Source organism: Bacillus horti (assembly GCF_030813115.1).
Lineage (GTDB): Bacteria > Bacillota > Bacilli > Caldalkalibacillales > JCM-10596 > Bacillus_CH > Bacillus_CH horti.
In genome coordinates, this window is the sequence record NZ_JAUSTY010000010.1 from 40,977 (window position 1) to 55,292 (window position 14,316).

Annotated in this window: 19 protein-coding genes; 9 read left to right on the forward strand and 10 right to left on the reverse strand. The window is 38.3% G+C overall.

What is annotated here, in order from left to right:
* A complete protein-coding gene (locus J2S11_RS12565) occupies window positions 1–546 on the reverse strand; it encodes a DUF1700 domain-containing protein (protein WP_307395052.1) in 546 nt (181 codons plus the stop codon).
* A gap of 1 nt (window position 547) precedes the next feature.
* Window positions 548–868 (reverse strand): PadR family transcriptional regulator, encoded by a 321-nt coding sequence (locus J2S11_RS12570; RefSeq protein ID WP_307395054.1) that lies wholly within the window; start codon window positions 866–868, stop codon window positions 548–550.
* A gap of 779 nt (window positions 869–1,647) precedes the next feature.
* Between J2S11_RS12570 and abc-f the strand changes: the two genes are divergently transcribed.
* Together abc-f and wrbA are read left to right on the forward strand one after the other, a co-directional pair.
* The gene (gene abc-f / locus J2S11_RS12575) at window positions 1,648–3,342 is read left to right on the forward strand and encodes a ribosomal protection-like ABC-F family protein (RefSeq protein ID WP_307395056.1); all 1,695 of its coding nucleotides are present in this window, start codon (window positions 1,648–1,650) and stop codon (window positions 3,340–3,342) included.
* Window positions 3,343–3,552: 210 nt separating this feature from the next.
* A complete protein-coding gene (wrbA, locus tag J2S11_RS12580) occupies window positions 3,553–4,179 on the forward strand; it encodes an NAD(P)H:quinone oxidoreductase (RefSeq protein WP_307395058.1) in 627 nt (208 codons plus the stop codon).
* Between the two features lie 41 nt (window positions 4,180–4,220).
* On the opposite strand, the gene J2S11_RS12585 is transcribed toward wrbA, so the two are convergent.
* The 3 genes from J2S11_RS12585 to J2S11_RS12595 form a co-directional block, all read right to left on the reverse strand.
* Complete coding sequence (locus J2S11_RS12585; protein ID WP_307395059.1) at window positions 4,221–4,415, reverse strand: hypothetical protein; 195 nt, start codon at window positions 4,413–4,415, stop codon at window positions 4,221–4,223.
* Window positions 4,416–4,597: 182 nt separating this feature from the next.
* Window positions 4,598–5,110 (reverse strand): acyl-CoA thioesterase, encoded by a 513-nt coding sequence (locus J2S11_RS12590; RefSeq protein ID WP_307395060.1) that lies wholly within the window; start codon window positions 5,108–5,110, stop codon window positions 4,598–4,600.
* A 27-nt stretch (window positions 5,111–5,137) separates the two neighbouring features.
* Window positions 5,138–5,446 (reverse strand): winged helix-turn-helix transcriptional regulator, encoded by a 309-nt coding sequence (locus J2S11_RS12595; protein WP_307395062.1) that lies wholly within the window; start codon window positions 5,444–5,446, stop codon window positions 5,138–5,140.
* A gap of 154 nt (window positions 5,447–5,600) precedes the next feature.
* Between J2S11_RS12595 and J2S11_RS12600 the strand changes: the two genes are divergently transcribed.
* The 5 genes from J2S11_RS12600 (at window position 5,601) to J2S11_RS12620 (ending at window position 9,048) form a co-directional block, all read left to right on the forward strand.
* Entirely contained in the window at window positions 5,601–5,801 is a 201-nt protein-coding gene (locus J2S11_RS12600; protein WP_307395063.1) for a hypothetical protein, read from the forward strand.
* A gap of 176 nt (window positions 5,802–5,977) precedes the next feature.
* Window positions 5,978–6,874: a metal-dependent hydrolase gene (locus J2S11_RS12605; RefSeq protein WP_307395065.1), complete on the forward strand. Its 897-nt coding sequence runs from the start codon at window positions 5,978–5,980 to the stop codon at window positions 6,872–6,874.
* A 62-nt stretch (window positions 6,875–6,936) separates the two neighbouring features.
* A complete protein-coding gene (locus J2S11_RS12610; protein WP_307395067.1) occupies window positions 6,937–7,062 on the forward strand; it encodes a hypothetical protein in 126 nt (41 codons plus the stop codon).
* 591 nt (window positions 7,063–7,653) lie between these two features.
* A complete protein-coding gene (locus tag J2S11_RS12615; RefSeq protein ID WP_307395069.1) occupies window positions 7,654–8,016 on the forward strand; it encodes a VOC family protein in 363 nt (120 codons plus the stop codon).
* A 237-nt stretch (window positions 8,017–8,253) separates the two neighbouring features.
* Window positions 8,254–9,048 (forward strand): class I SAM-dependent methyltransferase, encoded by a 795-nt coding sequence (locus J2S11_RS12620; protein WP_307395071.1) that lies wholly within the window; start codon window positions 8,254–8,256, stop codon window positions 9,046–9,048.
* Window positions 9,049–9,300: 252 nt separating this feature from the next.
* Here J2S11_RS12620 and J2S11_RS12625 read toward each other — a convergent pair whose 3' ends face one another.
* The 4 genes from J2S11_RS12625 to J2S11_RS12640 form a co-directional block, all read right to left on the reverse strand.
* Window positions 9,301–9,468 (reverse strand): hypothetical protein, encoded by a 168-nt coding sequence (locus J2S11_RS12625; RefSeq protein WP_307395073.1) that lies wholly within the window; start codon window positions 9,466–9,468, stop codon window positions 9,301–9,303.
* A gap of 254 nt (window positions 9,469–9,722) precedes the next feature.
* Window positions 9,723–9,893, reverse strand: a complete 171-nt coding sequence (locus J2S11_RS12630; RefSeq protein ID WP_307395075.1) for a hypothetical protein — start codon at window positions 9,891–9,893, stop codon at window positions 9,723–9,725.
* 190 nt (window positions 9,894–10,083) lie between these two features.
* Window positions 10,084–11,049 (reverse strand): hypothetical protein, encoded by a 966-nt coding sequence (locus J2S11_RS12635; RefSeq protein ID WP_307395076.1) that lies wholly within the window; start codon window positions 11,047–11,049, stop codon window positions 10,084–10,086.
* Window positions 11,050–11,351: 302 nt separating this feature from the next.
* A complete protein-coding gene (locus J2S11_RS12640; RefSeq protein ID WP_307395286.1) occupies window positions 11,352–12,956 on the reverse strand; it encodes a peptide chain release factor 3 in 1,605 nt (534 codons plus the stop codon).
* Between the two features lie 234 nt (window positions 12,957–13,190).
* Between J2S11_RS12640 and J2S11_RS12645 the strand changes: the two genes are divergently transcribed.
* A complete protein-coding gene (locus J2S11_RS12645; protein ID WP_307395078.1) occupies window positions 13,191–13,463 on the forward strand; it encodes a hypothetical protein in 273 nt (90 codons plus the stop codon).
* Here J2S11_RS12645 and gerPC read toward each other — a convergent pair.
* Window positions 13,460–13,801 (reverse strand): spore germination protein GerPC, encoded by a 342-nt coding sequence (gerPC, locus tag J2S11_RS12650; RefSeq protein WP_307395080.1) that lies wholly within the window; start codon window positions 13,799–13,801, stop codon window positions 13,460–13,462. The two genes, J2S11_RS12645 and gerPC, sit on opposite strands and share 4 nt — an antisense overlap.
* Before the next feature lie 84 nt (window positions 13,802–13,885).
* Here gerPC and J2S11_RS12655 point away from each other — a divergent pair, with 84 nt between their 5' ends.
* Window positions 13,886–14,308: an Hsp20/alpha crystallin family protein gene (locus J2S11_RS12655; RefSeq protein ID WP_307395082.1), complete on the forward strand. Its 423-nt coding sequence runs from the start codon at window positions 13,886–13,888 to the stop codon at window positions 14,306–14,308.
* Window positions 14,309–14,316 lie beyond the last annotated feature (8 nt).

Sequence of the window (14,316 nt, forward strand, 5' to 3'; positions counted from 1 at the left end):
TTATTTATCCCCCATCATATTTTTATTCCAAGTGATATAAGCATTTGTTAGCTGTCGTAATTTTCCATAGGCATTTCTCATCCCTAGTCCTAGAAAGATTCCTAATCCAGAAGAGAGCATGGCTATAAAGATTTTAGCAATCACAACGTTCCTTGAAAAAACAAGCTCTATAAACAAAAGGACTGGTGACGCAATCAGGGCGGCAGCAGCAAAGCTGAATGAAAGCCAAACAGCCCATATAGATAAGCCTAGTGGAATAGCTAGGCATAGATTTAAGAATACAAGACCAATTATGATAAGTGTTCTCGTGACAGGTCCTCTTTCGCTGACAGGTGTCTGATCAACATACTCAAAGCGTTCAGCAATGATTTCCTTCGCTACCTCAACAGGATTGCCTAAGTCATTGGCAATTTCCTCTTCTGTTTTTCCCACTCGAACACCTGAATCAAAATGAGCTTCATAATCAAGAAGCAGCTCTCTAAGCTCAAATTTATTAAGAACGTCTAAATGCTCCTTCAGTTTGGCTAAATATTCATGTTTGTTCAACCTATTCTCCTCCTTCAATTAATCTGGTTACTCCAGATACAAAATTCTCCCATTCTTTTAGTAGGACAGTTAAATACTCATCACCTTTATTTGTTATTTTGAAGTATTTTCTTGGTGGCCCTTCGTTAGATTCCTTTAGGTAAGTGGAGCAATACCCTTCCTTGACGAGTCTGCGAAGTAAGGGATATAGAGCACCTTCGGCGACTTCGATGTAAGAAGATACCTGCTGAGCAAGTTCATAGCCATATTGATCCTGTTTGTGGATAAGGTAGAGCACACAAAGCTCTAAGGCTCCTTTTTTGAATTGAATATTTACATTCATGATGTGCTCCTTTCTATATAAATAGAGGTAATCTCTCCATTTTTAAGGTAGTAGTCCTTATACAGTACTATTATTATATCAGTAGTGAATATTATACACTAGCAAAGTATCTCCATATATTAGCATATCGATATGAAGTTAGCAATAGGCAATAAAGTAGGCAATACGGAAGGAAAAACAGAATCTTTTGACACGACAAAACGATTTTAAAAATAATTAAAGGATTGTAGACAGGATAGAAGAATTAGTACTTTAAATAACATACTATTATTAGAAGTCTTAAGAATATATTAGGGATGACAAAGATGAGATCTCACGAGTGGCTTTTGCTTTTCGTCAGTTGAAAAAGGTGGAGCAATCACATCCAGTACATGAGGAATAGAAGGAGTACAAGTCGTTCTAAGATTTAATTTGACAGAAAAAATTCAGCCTGTTAAGATATAACCGTAAATTAGCTTTAAACTAGCTTCATACACAAATGAAGAAATTAAGCCATAGAAGGGACTGAACCGCTTAGGACGATGCGCTATTAATCCTATATTGAACTTATGAACATACCACTTATGTATATGTTTAGTTACTGTTCAAGATGGGATATGTATGCCTATTTATAGGTATACAATTTGTATAATCCTAGGGGTTTAGTTTACCTGTGATGATTCTAGAAAATGCAAAATCGGGCTTCTTGGAGCCTATGTTTTTGTTTTTCTAATTTCCTGTAAGCTAAATGCATTTGGTGCATACAAAATCTCTCTTGAACAGACAAGGGAGGTTTTTTTATGCTACTTTTACATGCCAAACAAATTGAGAAATCATATAAGGATCGACTGCTTTTTCGCCTAGATGAGCTTTCCATTCATAAGGGAGAGAGGATTGGAATCGTAGGTTCAAATGGTGCAGGCAAAACAACTTTGCTTCATATTCTTTCTGGAAAAATCCATGCTGACCAAGGCGAGGTACAGCGCTATGGGAGACAGGCTTTCATCGCCCAGGAGGGTGGACCGGACTCTTTCCATGTTCAAAACGATAAGTCTGATTTGACCAGTGAAGAGATTTATAGAGATAGCAACCGATTCTTTAAGGAGCTTGGGCTTGAGCAGCAGCAGACATTCAATGTTGAGCATCTAAGTGGGGGAGAGGAGACAAAGCTTAAGCTAGCTACAGCATTTGGTGTAAAGGGTGATCTTCTATTTGCCGATGAGCCAACCTCTCACTTAGATATAGAGGGGATTCAGTATCTTGAAAAATATTGTCAGTCCCATTCAGGAGCACTTGTGATCATTTCACATGATCGCAGGTTTCTAGATCAGGTATGCACCAAAATCATTGAGCTAGAAGCAGGCAAGGTAACAGAATATCATGGAAATTATTCAGAATATAAAAAGCAAAAAGAGCTACAGCTTCTGACTCAACAGCAGGAATATGACAGCTTTGTACGTGAGAAAAAACGTCTAACAGAGGCAATAATAGGTCGTAAAGAACGAGCAAAATCTGTTAAAAAAGCACCCAAGAGAATGGGGAACTCTGAGGCTAGGCTACACAAACGAAAAGCAATGGAAAAGCGTGAAAAACTAGAAGGGGCACAAAAGGCTTTAGAAACACGCCTCGAAAAGCTTGAGAGGAAGGAGAAGCCCAAAGAGCAAGAAAAGATTCATATGCCCCTGCCTAGCTCATTACAGCTCCATGCTAAATTCGCTATTCAAGTTCCAAAGATCAATGTGTATGCAGGGGAAAAGTCTCTTGTTAAGAATCTGAGCTTCCAGCTAAAAACAGGTAGTAGGCTGGCGTTGGTTGGTCCAAATGGCTGTGGGAAATCTACATTCATTAAAATGATTTTAGATAGAGCAGAGGGACTTATGGTTGCCCAAGGGGTCAAATTTGGCTACTTTAGCCAACGGCTGGAGAGCCTAAATGGTTCATCGACCATTTTAGAAGAGGTTTTGGAGGATACGATTCAAGAAGAGGATACAGTAAGATCATTGCTTTCAAGGATAGGCTTTGAACGTGAAAGTGTGAATAAGAGGATTTCTTATTTGAGTGGAGGAGAAAAGGTAAAGGTGGCTATAGCTAAGCTATTGGTAGGGAAGCATAATGTCCTTTTACTAGATGAACCCACTAACTTTTTAGATGTTTTGGCTCTAGAAGCTCTAGAAGAGCTTATCAGCTCGTACGAGGGAACGATTATCTTTGTTACACATGATCGTCAGTTTGTAGATCGGATTGCTACTCATGTAGCCGTCTTTAATGAGCAGAAGATTCATTATTTCCAAGGGAATTATGCCCAGTATGTTGAGGCAGAGAAACAGAGGGCTGAAGCACCAGAGCAGATTACTCGTGAGCAGCTTCTTGTGTTAGAGAATAAACTCCAAGAGGTTATCGGAAGACTTAGTCTACCAGCACCATCGGATAATTTAGAGGCGCTAGAAGAGGAATATCAATTAATCCTCAAGCAAATAAAGGAAGTGAAGCAATGAAAGAATTTAAATTAAATTGGAGTAGACGAAGCAATTTAAAATAAACAAATATTACTGCCAAAGCTAAAGGACTAATTAACCCAAAGTTAATAATCCAAATAAATTTAGATACTTTAATTTAGTAATATTTTCTACGGAATAGGGTAAGGATTCTCATAGAAGGCATTTAGAATGTCTTGCTTAATTCACCTAAAGGAGTGAGAATCAAGTATGGCTAAAGTATTAATTCCCTATTATAGTGCCTATGGACATATCTACGAAATGGTGAAAGCGGCAGCGGATGGGGCACGAAGAGTAGAGGGAACAGAGGTCAAGATTGTAAAGGTAGCTGAATTTGAACAGGTTAGAAAGATCATGTCTAGTCAGGAGTATTATGTGCAGGCACAGGAAGCACAAGAGAATATGCCTGAAGCGACACATGATGATTTAGAATGGGCGGATGGCATACTATGGGGAATTCCAACTCGCTATGGATCAATGCCAGCTCAAATGAAGCAATATCTAGATTCTGCGGGAGGGCTATGGGCTCAAGGAAAGCTAGAGGGAAAGGCTACGGCTATTATCACTAGTACGGGCTCTATTCACGGGGGACAAGAAACTACGGTTATTACATCGTTAGTTCCATTGCTTCACTTCGGAATGATCTTTGTCGGATTGCCTTACGGGGAAAATCCAGAACAGCTAACGACAGACGGTATCGGGGGCTCCCCTTATGGAGCAGCAACGGTAGCTGGTCCTTCGGGTGAGGAGCAGCCTAAGGAAGCGGAGCTTGTGATGGCGGGAAGGCTAGGCGAACGTCTTGCTAAGGTAGCTAAAGCATTAGCTAATGTAACTTGATTTGACATGAAAAAAGCTAGGGAGAAAGCCTCCCTAGCTTCTTAATTAGACGTTGATTTTCCAGGAGTGTGAGGCTCAGTCTCCGTGGTGATTGGATTGTCTTCATCAATCAAACCATTATCCTCCGTAACCTGTCCACCGCCTAAACCTTCATTCACTTTGCGATCAATATCCATATAATACTTGTCACGGCCTTCATGTGTTTCATCTGGCAATGCTTTTTTCTTTTCCTTCATCCTTAACACATCCTTTCATCAAGCTTATTCTCAATATCTTAAGAGCATAAACTATACATAGTATGTGTAAGAGTAAGTCATTTCATTTAGAAAAGAAAAAGCCTGACAGAGTAGCTTGATATGCTCCTCTGTACAATAGGCATTTTATAAAACTTACCTGCCTGCACAAGAGAAATAAATCATTACTCCCAAGGCTTATTTGTTGTTAAGAAGCTCGCTAGCTTCTTACTTTCTTCTCTTCTTTGCTTTCTTTGCTGAGCTCTGAAAGCTGCTGTCTCATGCAGCTTCTTCTCTTCATCCGTTTCAGGAATCACGGCAGGGACAGGAACAATGTTCCTGTTCTCATCAAGAGCAACGAAGGTTAGGAAGGAGGTTGCAGCAATTAACCTTTCACCGGATAATAAATGCTCCGCTATGACCTTAACAAATACCTCCATTGAGCTTTTACCAGTATGAGTCACATAGGCCTCTAAGCAAACGGAATGTCCTGGACGAATTGGATGCAGGAAATCCACTGAATCTGTTGAGGCTGTGACTACCTGTGTACGGCAATGTCTCATAGCTGCAATAGAAGCAATATCATCAATATTGGACATTAGCTTCCCGCCAAACATTGTTTGATGGTTATTTGTGTCACTTGGCATGACATGGCTAGTTCTTACACAGCGTGATTCTCTACAGTACTTTACAGTCATGGAATTCTCCTTTTTTGTTCTACTCCGTTACATCCAACGATCTCCCCATTGTTGAATCGATTGAATAACTGGCTCCAAATCCTTTCCTTGATCCGTCAGCTCATATTCAATTCTTACTGGAGTTTCTGGATATACATGACGGACTAGAATACCACAGCCTTCAAGCTCCTTCATCCGCTCTGTTAGGATGCGGTCACTCATCTCTGGTATTTGGCTTTTAATATCTTTAAAGCGTTTAGAACCATCTAGGAGTACATGTATAATTAAGCCGGTCCATTTCTTACCTAAAATGTCCATTGCAGATTCATACTTGGGACACATTTTTGAAAAGTCCATGTTTCTTCACCTCTATATCCATTATTTTAGCATAAAACTGCCGTAATTCAATTGGGAAGGTTGGAAGAATCATGTATAATGAAACTCAGGTTTATAAAAATTAGGGGAATGTGTCTATTTTTTCGACTAAATGATTCCATTAGGAGTGTACACAGTGATCATCATTTTAGTAGTATCCGTTTTTTTAATGCTTGTGGTGCTTGGGTTAACAGTTTGGGCTATTTCAAGTGGCTATAAACATGAGGGGAAGAAAAATGGAGATTTTGACTTAGAGCAGTTTAAGCAGCCCCTCAATGAGGAATTTAGGGTAAAGGATCAGGACGAAGAAGAAATACAACAAGAAAAAGCTGATTAATATAAAGATAAGTAAAATCTTAATTAGAAAAAGCTGATAAATATAAAGCTGAGTAAGAAAATCTGGAACAAGAGAAGGATGATAAATATAAAAGCTGAGTAAGAAAAAACTATTGGTATAGAGAACATAGGTAATGAAGCAAGATAAAAATGCAGAAAAGGAGGAGGATAAATAGAATGGACTCGATTACTCATACATTATTTGGTCTAACGATATACGGAGCAATAGATAAAGAAGAGATGGAAAAAACAACGAAAAGAGCCTTTCTATTTACAGCTGTAGTAGGAAGTCTGATCCCCGATAGTGATGTTGTATCTCAGCTTTGGGATACCGAAGGCTTATATCAAATGTGGCACAGGGGAATCACTCACTCCTTGTTTATGGTTCCAATTTGGGCCTTACTGCTCTGGCTAGTCTGTAGGTTTCTGTTTAAGGTAAAGGATCCAAGGATTTTTTACATAGGCTTACTCAGTGTATTTATCCACTGTACAAGCGATTTATTTAATGCTTGGGGAACCGGTTATCTTGAGCCTTTCTCAGATTTACGAGTTACCTTTGGAACAATCCCCATTGTGGATCTCACTTTTTGGGCGATCATGCTGCTTAGCTTCTTATTTGTTCGTTTGAAAAAGAAGTTGCCTTTTACTAAGCATAAGCAAATTAGATCCCATTTTGTTTACAGAGCTGCATGGCTGCTTATGATTTTACATATTATTGTTCAGTCTACTCAGGGGTATACCATCTACCAGCAAACGGCATCAAGCTATGAAGAGCACACACTTTCAGCTACGTTTGTACCATGGAACTTTACCGTCATCGGGAAAAAAGGCGAAACGGTTGAGCTTAGTCACGCAAACTTGTGGAATGGACTAACTTTACAAGAAACATTACCTTCTGCTGAGGGGACGGATTTAGAGGAGCTTTTTGCTGAGCGTCCAGAAGCAAAGACACTCTATCAGTGGTCCCCATTTGTCGTTATCGTGGATGATGATCAGCTACTTGGTATTTATGATCCTAGATTTTATCGGAATGGTCAGTCCTTTTTGTTTGAATACATCGAAAAAGGCTTCTAAGCATCATAGTTGCTATGTATTTTTGAGCTACTTCTATGTCATATTAAAGGAGTGGGGCATCGATGTGGACTTTGTTAATGATTCTAATGATCTTAGGTATTTGCACAATCATAGGATATTTGAAGGAACAGTCTAAGCAAAATAAACAGATTATCCAATTGCTTGAGGACATTAAAAATAAGGAGTGAACCTTAGTATAAGTGAATTCCATTAATAAAGAGTGAACTCACTAAAAAGTGAACCCCCTGTGAAGAACTCAATTAGATATTATCTTAAAATAATTAAATAATGTAATAAAAAGCATAAGTAATTAATCTAAATAAGCTTATCCAACAATGATATGTCATGGGACTAAAGCTTAAAATATAGCTTGGTAAAAAGAGAACTCTTTTTGCCAAGCTTTTTGTTTGAATACTTCCTGATAAACTTTTTATTTATAAAGGATATTTTATAGCAAATACCTCAAATACCTCGGTAAAATTCCTGAGTTTTTATGTAAGAGATATTTATTCATTTAAAAAATTATTTCAAAATTTCTATATACAAAACAGAGTTAGCATAGTACAATATCATTAGTTCCATTAAATGAAACTAAGTTCCTTTTTATGAAACTTATAAAACTAATTTAGTTTAAACGTTTGTAGAGGAGCAACCTTACTGAGAAGGAAAGTAGAAGGTAGGAAGTAAAAAAGTAAAAAGAGTTCTAAAGACTAAAAAGAGTAGAACTCGGGAAAACGGTGGTAAGAAAATAACAATAATGAAGAGAAAGGAGTAAAAAGATGATAGAGCTACTTCGATTTAATCACATTAACGTTTGTGTACCACCTGAAAAGGAGGAGGAAGCTAGACAATTTTATGTAGAAACGATGGGCTGGAAGGAGATTCCGAAGCCAGAGGTGCTAAGGGATGGAGGAGGCTTTTGGGTTCAGGCAGGAGCGATAGAATGGCATGTGAGCCTTGAGTCAGGCAGTAAGCCATCTAGACGTCATGTTGCTTTTGAAGTTCAGTCTATTGAAGAGGCAAGAGAATACTTAGATAAGAGGGGAATTAGAATTAAAGAGGAAAAACAATTTCCTGGATTCATACGCTTTTCATTCTTTGACCCTTTTGACAATCGAATTGAACTAATGGAACGGCTCTAACACAGATCCTTAGTATCAAAAAGACCAGCATTAAAATAATAAATACTAACAAATTAAAAGAACTTAAAAGAACTTAGAAAGCAAGAGAACTAAGAGAGAGCAGGAGAACTTAGAAGACAAATAAGTAAGAAAGCAAGAATATGTAGAACCTGGAGAAATAAGAGCAAGAACTAAGAAAGTAAGAACTAAGGAAGCAAAAAATAGAAATAAGAAGAGGAAGCAAAGGAGAGTGCTAGTATGAAGGAATTGAAGCCAGATGTGTTAAAGAGTAAAGAAGCAGTAGTTGCTCAGTTTGGAAAAAATGCCAGCCAATACGTAACAAGTGCGAACCACGCCAAGGGAGCTGACCTTCAGGACTTGGTTCAAGCTATCCAATATAATGAAGGCATGAAAGCGTTAGATGTAGCAACAGGGGGTGGACATGTAGCGAACGCACTAGCAACACACGTTCAGGAAGTGACTGCCCTAGATTTGACACCAGAAATACTACAGCAGGCTGAAGCATTTATTCAAAAAAACAATCATCAAAACGTTACCTTTGTTCAAGGTGACGCAGAACAACTCCCATTTGCTGATGAGAGCTTTGATTTAGTTACTTGTCGAATCGCTGCTCACCATTTTCCTAACGTTCCTCATTTTGTGCAGGAGGTCTACCGTGTTTTAAAGAAGGGTGGTCAGTTTGCCTTAATTGATAATATTTCGCCTGAAGATGATCTACTTGACAGCTTCTACAATATAGTCGAAAAGAAGAGAGATTACAGTCATTTTCGTGCTTTAAAGAAAACAGAATGGATCAGCTTAGTAGAAAAGAGCGGCTTCTACTCGAGTTTTATGAAGACCTATGAAAAGAAATTCAAATTCAAAGAGTGGACGGAGAGGATGCAGCTTCCTCTAGATGAGAAGGAAGCTTTAAACCAATATATGCTGGAGCAAAGTGAACAAACGAAAGAGTATTTTAAACTAGTGGAAGAGGATGGTTCAGTACAAAGTTTTGTGGGAAGTTCCATTCTTCTGCATATGTATAAACGTTAGAATGAATATTGGAGAATGAACAGGTATAGGGGAATTAAGGTATAGAAGAATATTGCAAAAAAAAGCTATTACCATAAAAAACATAAAAACGGCATGACAGATAAGATCCTGTCGTGCCGTTGTTCAAATCATTTGGTTGTAAGCGATATGGGATCTCTTCTTATGACATATTAAAAGTCTCCTGAAGGGACCACAAAAAAACATTTATTATATGGGCTGAGTACATCGCTGATTAAATGCTAAATTTTGAGCCTAAATCTTTTTGAAACGATCCTTCAAGCGTTTTACAGCTGGATTATCCTCAGGGTTGTATTTCCTCTGCGCTATTTTCTTCGCTAGTTCTTTGAGATTGCTCGCTTCATTTGATATAGGCTGCTGCTTATTTAATTTTATTCCATCGTTATTAGATTTCTTTGTCATCTTTTTAAACAACTTCTTTACTAATAAATTGAATTTCATTCTTTTAAAGGACAAGGAAACTCACCTCTGCTGTCTGACATCACTGGAGTGGCTTCACTTGTATAATACCCTATTCAAAAGGGAAGTAAGCTTCCGTTAAGGATGCTTACTTATACTGTGTACATAGCTTATGTAATTTATCATATGCGAAAGAAAACATTGTCGTGCCGTAAAGGTAAATCTAGTAGGAGTATAAGATAATTATGAAAAAGTGCTTAGATGCTCTTAAAACGTTGTTCTAATCTCTTAATAGCAGGATTGTCGTCCGTTGGATATTTTCGTTGAGCTAGCTTTTTTGCCAGGACCTTCAGATCATCCGTCTCTCGTTCCCCTGAGCTGGTTAATTTCACACAGGGATAATCGATCTCATTCTTCTTTCTAGACAATACCTTCTTCCCTCCCTAGACATATAGGCTCATTGTAACATAAGTAGCAAAAAAGAAACAATGAGCTATAGGTTCATACAATAAACATTTTAGCTGCAACAAAACTACATTGTACACCGCACACTTTTTTTCAGTGTACGGTGCATCTGTATAATGGATGTTAGATTAACACTAAGGAGTGAGTTTGTTATTATATTTCTTTGGTGTTAGAAACGCTATCTACAGCTAATGTATGAGTGACTATATAGCTGTTTTGCTTAACACTCTCTTTAATATACAGCTCAATAATGTTCTTGAGGATTTGAAATTGCTTTTCAGTAAGAGAATTAAATTCTATCTCATAACTACTCAAATAGATGACGTAATATACCTCATAATCATTTAAAAAAGAAAACGGTGTTATGAACGTGTGAATATCATCGTGATACCATCTTTGAACCTGCTTTGTTTGAATAACGTGATCAATATCCTCCTTTAGGTATTGTGGTAGCTTGATATATTGCTCATAATCAGCCACTGAAATTTCATGATTGTGAATCGTCAGTACACCATAACGAATAGTACCATTTAAAGGACTTTCACGGTAAAGAATACAGTAGGACTCTAGAATTTCCTCAAGGGCATGCTTCCCATTAAAAACATGCTCCTGAAGGTTTAGATGCTGCCGGATTATGTCATAGGTTAGATCAGAAGTGAATATTTCCATCGTATCCATTCTTAGATTTTCCATTAGATAAAGATAATCAAGCTCTTCCTTCGCTTCTTTTTCTGCTTTTTCCTTTATAGCTGCCTTTGCTTCGAATCCAAATATTTTAATTTGCTCCCATTTAAAGAAGGGTGATCGAACAATAAAGGAAATAATAGATAGGAGGAAGGCGAACACACTAAAAGCAATGAGCTGCTGGATCACAGGGTTAGAGTATATAAAGCTTTGAAGATCCTCAAAGGAGCTGATCGTTCGGAACTGTGAAAAATGCTCTAAATTCGCTAGGAATAGGTAGGCTCCATAAACAAACACCACAAATACAACGAAGGCGCTGAAGAAATCCTTCATTTTTTGTCTGTTTTTTACAAATAATTGATGCTCGTCTAACCATCTAGAAAGTCCTGCACCAAGAAAAACCCCAATTAACCCCCCTAAAACGAACCAGTACATATTGTAACCTCTTCCAATTGTACCTTTCTATTTGTGTAACTCTTCGTCATCGTCATAATGAATTCCTCTTAGTTCTATAATAATTTTTATGCAAGTTGAAATATATGGCATTCCCTTCCTTTAATGCATTATATTAAGAAAGTGGGCATGCTATGACAACTTTAGGCAAACATTTGATCGGATACTTGTACGGAAGTAAAAAGATACAAAAAAGCTGACTTCACGAAGTCAGCTTGTATATTAAAGAATTAGAGAGAACCTTCTTTTATTTATAGCATTGATCTAGTATAGGAAGCACAGGACTAGCTATTTTTTGATGGGCTAAAGTTTGATTGGCTATGGAATTTTAGATCTGGATATCGTTCTTGTGCCCATCTTAGACTATACTCATTTTCGAAGAGCATAACATGCCTTCCTTGCTTATCCTTCACTGGCTTCGCATTAGAGGCTTGGAACAGAGCAGGCTTATAGGAATCTCCTTCAATCCAACGCGCAAGCTGATAAGGAAGCCTTTGCAGAGTCATATCTACACCGTATTCATGCTGCATACGGTACTCAAAAACCTCAAATTGTAATTCACCAACCACTCCTAGAATCATCTCATCTAGTCCAGAAGTACTCTCAAAGAATTGAACCGTACCTTCCTCTGTCAACTGCTGCAAGCCTTTAAGGAAATGCTTCTTTTTTAAAGCGTTTTTAATGGATACTCTTGAGAAATGCTCTGGAGAGAATAAAGGCATTTCACTGTAGGTAAACTCTTTGCCGCCGCAGAGCGTATCCCCAATCTGAAAAATACCTGGATCAAATAAGCCAATAATATCCCCAGCGTAAGCCTCCTGAATAATATTCCTTTCTTGGGCTAAAAACTGCTGAGGCTGAGAAAGCTTAATGGATTTTTTCATTCTAGGATGCTTTACACTCATGCCACGTTCAAATTTACCAGAGCAAATCCGCAGAAACGCTATACGATCTCGGTGTGCGGGGTTCATATTCGCTTGAATCTTAAAAATGAATCCAGAGAAATCCTTGTTAGATGGGTCAACGTAGCCTTCACTACTCACTCGACCAACCGGAGCTGGAGCCATAAAAAGGAAATGCTCTAAGAAGCTCTGCACACCAAAGTTGGATATGGCACTACCAAAGAATGTTGGCGTTAAATCACCGTTGAGGATTTTTTCCTCGTCATAGGGATCACCCGCTACATCAAGCAAGCTAACTTCCTCTACTAGGCGCTGATGGGCAGCTTCACCTAATAGCTCTGTTAAGTCTGCTCCTTCTATGTCAGAGACAGGATAAATTTTTACTTTATTCGGATTAGAGGCATCATAAATTTCGACATGCTGATGCTTACGATCGTAAATCCCTTGAAAATCACTCCCTGATCCTATCGGCCAGTTCATTGGATAGGAGCGCATCCCGAGGATCTCTTCTAGCTCCTCCAATAGATCAAACGGATCTCTGGTTTCCCGATCCATTTTGTTAATCATGGTGAATATAGGTATCCCTCGCTGGCTACAAACCTCGAATAGCTTTTTCGTTTGAGCCTCTACACCCTTTGCTCCATCAATTAACATCACGGCACTATCTGCTGCTGTTAACGTACGGTACGTATCCTCAGAGAAGTCCTCATGTCCAGGTGTATCTAAGATGTTGATACGATAATCGTTATAATCGAATTCCATCACACTTGATGTAACAGAGATTCCACGTTGTTTTTCAATTTCCATCCAATCTGACGTAGCAAATTTTGAGTTCTTTTTTCCTTTAACCATTCCAGCTTCACGAATAGCTCCACCAAATAATAGAAGCTTTTCTGTTAATGTCGTTTTCCCTGCGTCAGGGTGAGAGATAATCGCTAGTGTTTTTCGTTTAGAAACCTGATCTATAATTGAGCTCACTTTGTTAATTCCTTTCTTTTGTTAAATCCATTATTATGAAAAGTGACTGTAACCCTAACAGCTATCACTCTATAAACTAAATAGATAAGTGTATTGGATCTTATCTAAAATCATCTATGTAACTTGTCACATGGGTTAATTTCTCCAATCTGTTGTGATCTATTGTTTAGTTTACCACATCCGTAACATTCTCCAAACAAGAAAGTGCAATCATAAACCTTACAAGAAATGAGGGGGAGGAATATGGCCGTTCAAATTATGGATGATGATGATGGATTTATGGGTAGTGCATACATTCAGCACACGAACTGGGACCTAAAAGAAGGATTTGTACAGCAGATTACGGTTACTCCTAATCAACTTCCAACCATGGCTGTGTATCCGTGGAATCCATATACTGATCCAGCCTTTTTCAAGTACTTTCCACAGATAGCCTACCCCTTTTTGTACCCAATGCAGCCAGCTTATACCTATCCTCACCCTAAAGTCTTTCCTCCTCCTAAATATAACTGTTAAGTGGAATGTGGAGTATGTGGTTGATGCTTATCCATCACATTTTGATCTGGCATTCCATCCTGTTTCATTTCCTGCTCCATATCCTGGAGTTGAACCTCTTCACCGTCTGTTTCCGTAAGCCATTTCTTAATTTCTTCTGGATCACTAAGCGCCGTCATACCAATATTAAGAGTTCCTTTTAGCTCCCTTACCGTTAGCTCTTGAATTTTATAGTTAATATTCTCAATATGGATCGGTTTTAGTTGCTCTATTTTTCCTCTAAGTTCTTCATTCTCTTGCTCTAGACGCTGTACCTTTTCCTCTAGAATCCTGAAAAAGTCAGGATACTGATAATACATAGCAACCACCCCTTTTGATTTATGCACTCATTCGATCTGGGCTCATATGATAGGATATGTACTCTTACACGGGGAGGTTCTTGTATGAATCAAAATCCTACGGACTTTTACAAATGGCAATCGATGGCCAAGGACTTATTAGGAAATGAGTTTTTCCATGATTTTTTTAAGCAGGTTAAAAAAGATAGCCCAGCGTACAATATCTATAAAAGCTCCTCGGAAATCATTGTTTTAATCAATCTACCTTATGTGCGGGATCTTTCTCAAATAAAGCTGACTGTTAGAGATCAGGAGCTGCAGGTGAAAGGTAAAATTGACCTAGGCTTCGATCATTTAGAAAATGTGCAAAGTGAGATTTTTTCAGGGATGTTCGAAGCGGTTATTCCATTACCTGTAGTTGTCAATACGAAGCGAGTCAATGCCAATTACCAGCGGGGAATTCTTTCAGTTCAGCTGTTTCCTAAGATAAAGAAGGAGGGCTCTCCTGTGCATATTGGTGAAAAGTGAGTGGGGTT

Bases quoted from the DNA above. Each gene is read 5' to 3' on its own strand.
- J2S11_RS12585 (WP_307395059.1), bottom strand. From the start codon at position 4,415: ATGAAGGAAAAGAAAAAAGCATTGCCAGATGAAACACATGAAGGCCGT.
- J2S11_RS12655 (WP_307395082.1), top strand. From the start codon at position 13,886: ATGAATCAAAATCCTACGGACTTTTACAAATGGCAATCGATGGCCAAG.
- J2S11_RS12595 (WP_307395062.1), bottom strand. From the start codon at position 5,446: ATGGACTTTTCAAAAATGTGTCCCAAGTATGAATCTGCAATGGACATT.
- J2S11_RS12625 (WP_307395073.1), bottom strand. From the start codon at position 9,468: ATGACAAAGAAATCTAATAACGATGGAATAAAATTAAATAAGCAGCAG.
- J2S11_RS12620 (WP_307395071.1), top strand. From the start codon at position 8,254: ATGAAGGAATTGAAGCCAGATGTGTTAAAGAGTAAAGAAGCAGTAGTT.
- J2S11_RS12635 (WP_307395076.1), bottom strand. From the start codon at position 11,049: ATGTACTGGTTCGTTTTAGGGGGGTTAATTGGGGTTTTTCTTGGTGCA.
- gerPC (WP_307395080.1), bottom strand. From the start codon at position 13,801: ATGTATTATCAGTATCCTGACTTTTTCAGGATTCTAGAGGAAAAGGTA.
- J2S11_RS12605 (WP_307395065.1), top strand. From the start codon at position 5,978: ATGGACTCGATTACTCATACATTATTTGGTCTAACGATATACGGAGCA.
- wrbA (WP_307395058.1), top strand. From the start codon at position 3,553: ATGGCTAAAGTATTAATTCCCTATTATAGTGCCTATGGACATATCTAC.
- J2S11_RS12570 (WP_307395054.1), bottom strand. From the start codon at position 868: ATGAATGTAAATATTCAATTCAAAAAAGGAGCCTTAGAGCTTTGTGTG.
- abc-f (WP_307395056.1), top strand. From the start codon at position 1,648: ATGCTACTTTTACATGCCAAACAAATTGAGAAATCATATAAGGATCGA.
- J2S11_RS12645 (WP_307395078.1), top strand. From the start codon at position 13,191: ATGGCCGTTCAAATTATGGATGATGATGATGGATTTATGGGTAGTGCA.
- J2S11_RS12590 (WP_307395060.1), bottom strand. From the start codon at position 5,110: ATGACTGTAAAGTACTGTAGAGAATCACGCTGTGTAAGAACTAGCCAT.
- J2S11_RS12615 (WP_307395069.1), top strand. From the start codon at position 7,654: ATGATAGAGCTACTTCGATTTAATCACATTAACGTTTGTGTACCACCT.
- J2S11_RS12610 (WP_307395067.1), top strand. From the start codon at position 6,937: ATGTGGACTTTGTTAATGATTCTAATGATCTTAGGTATTTGCACAATC.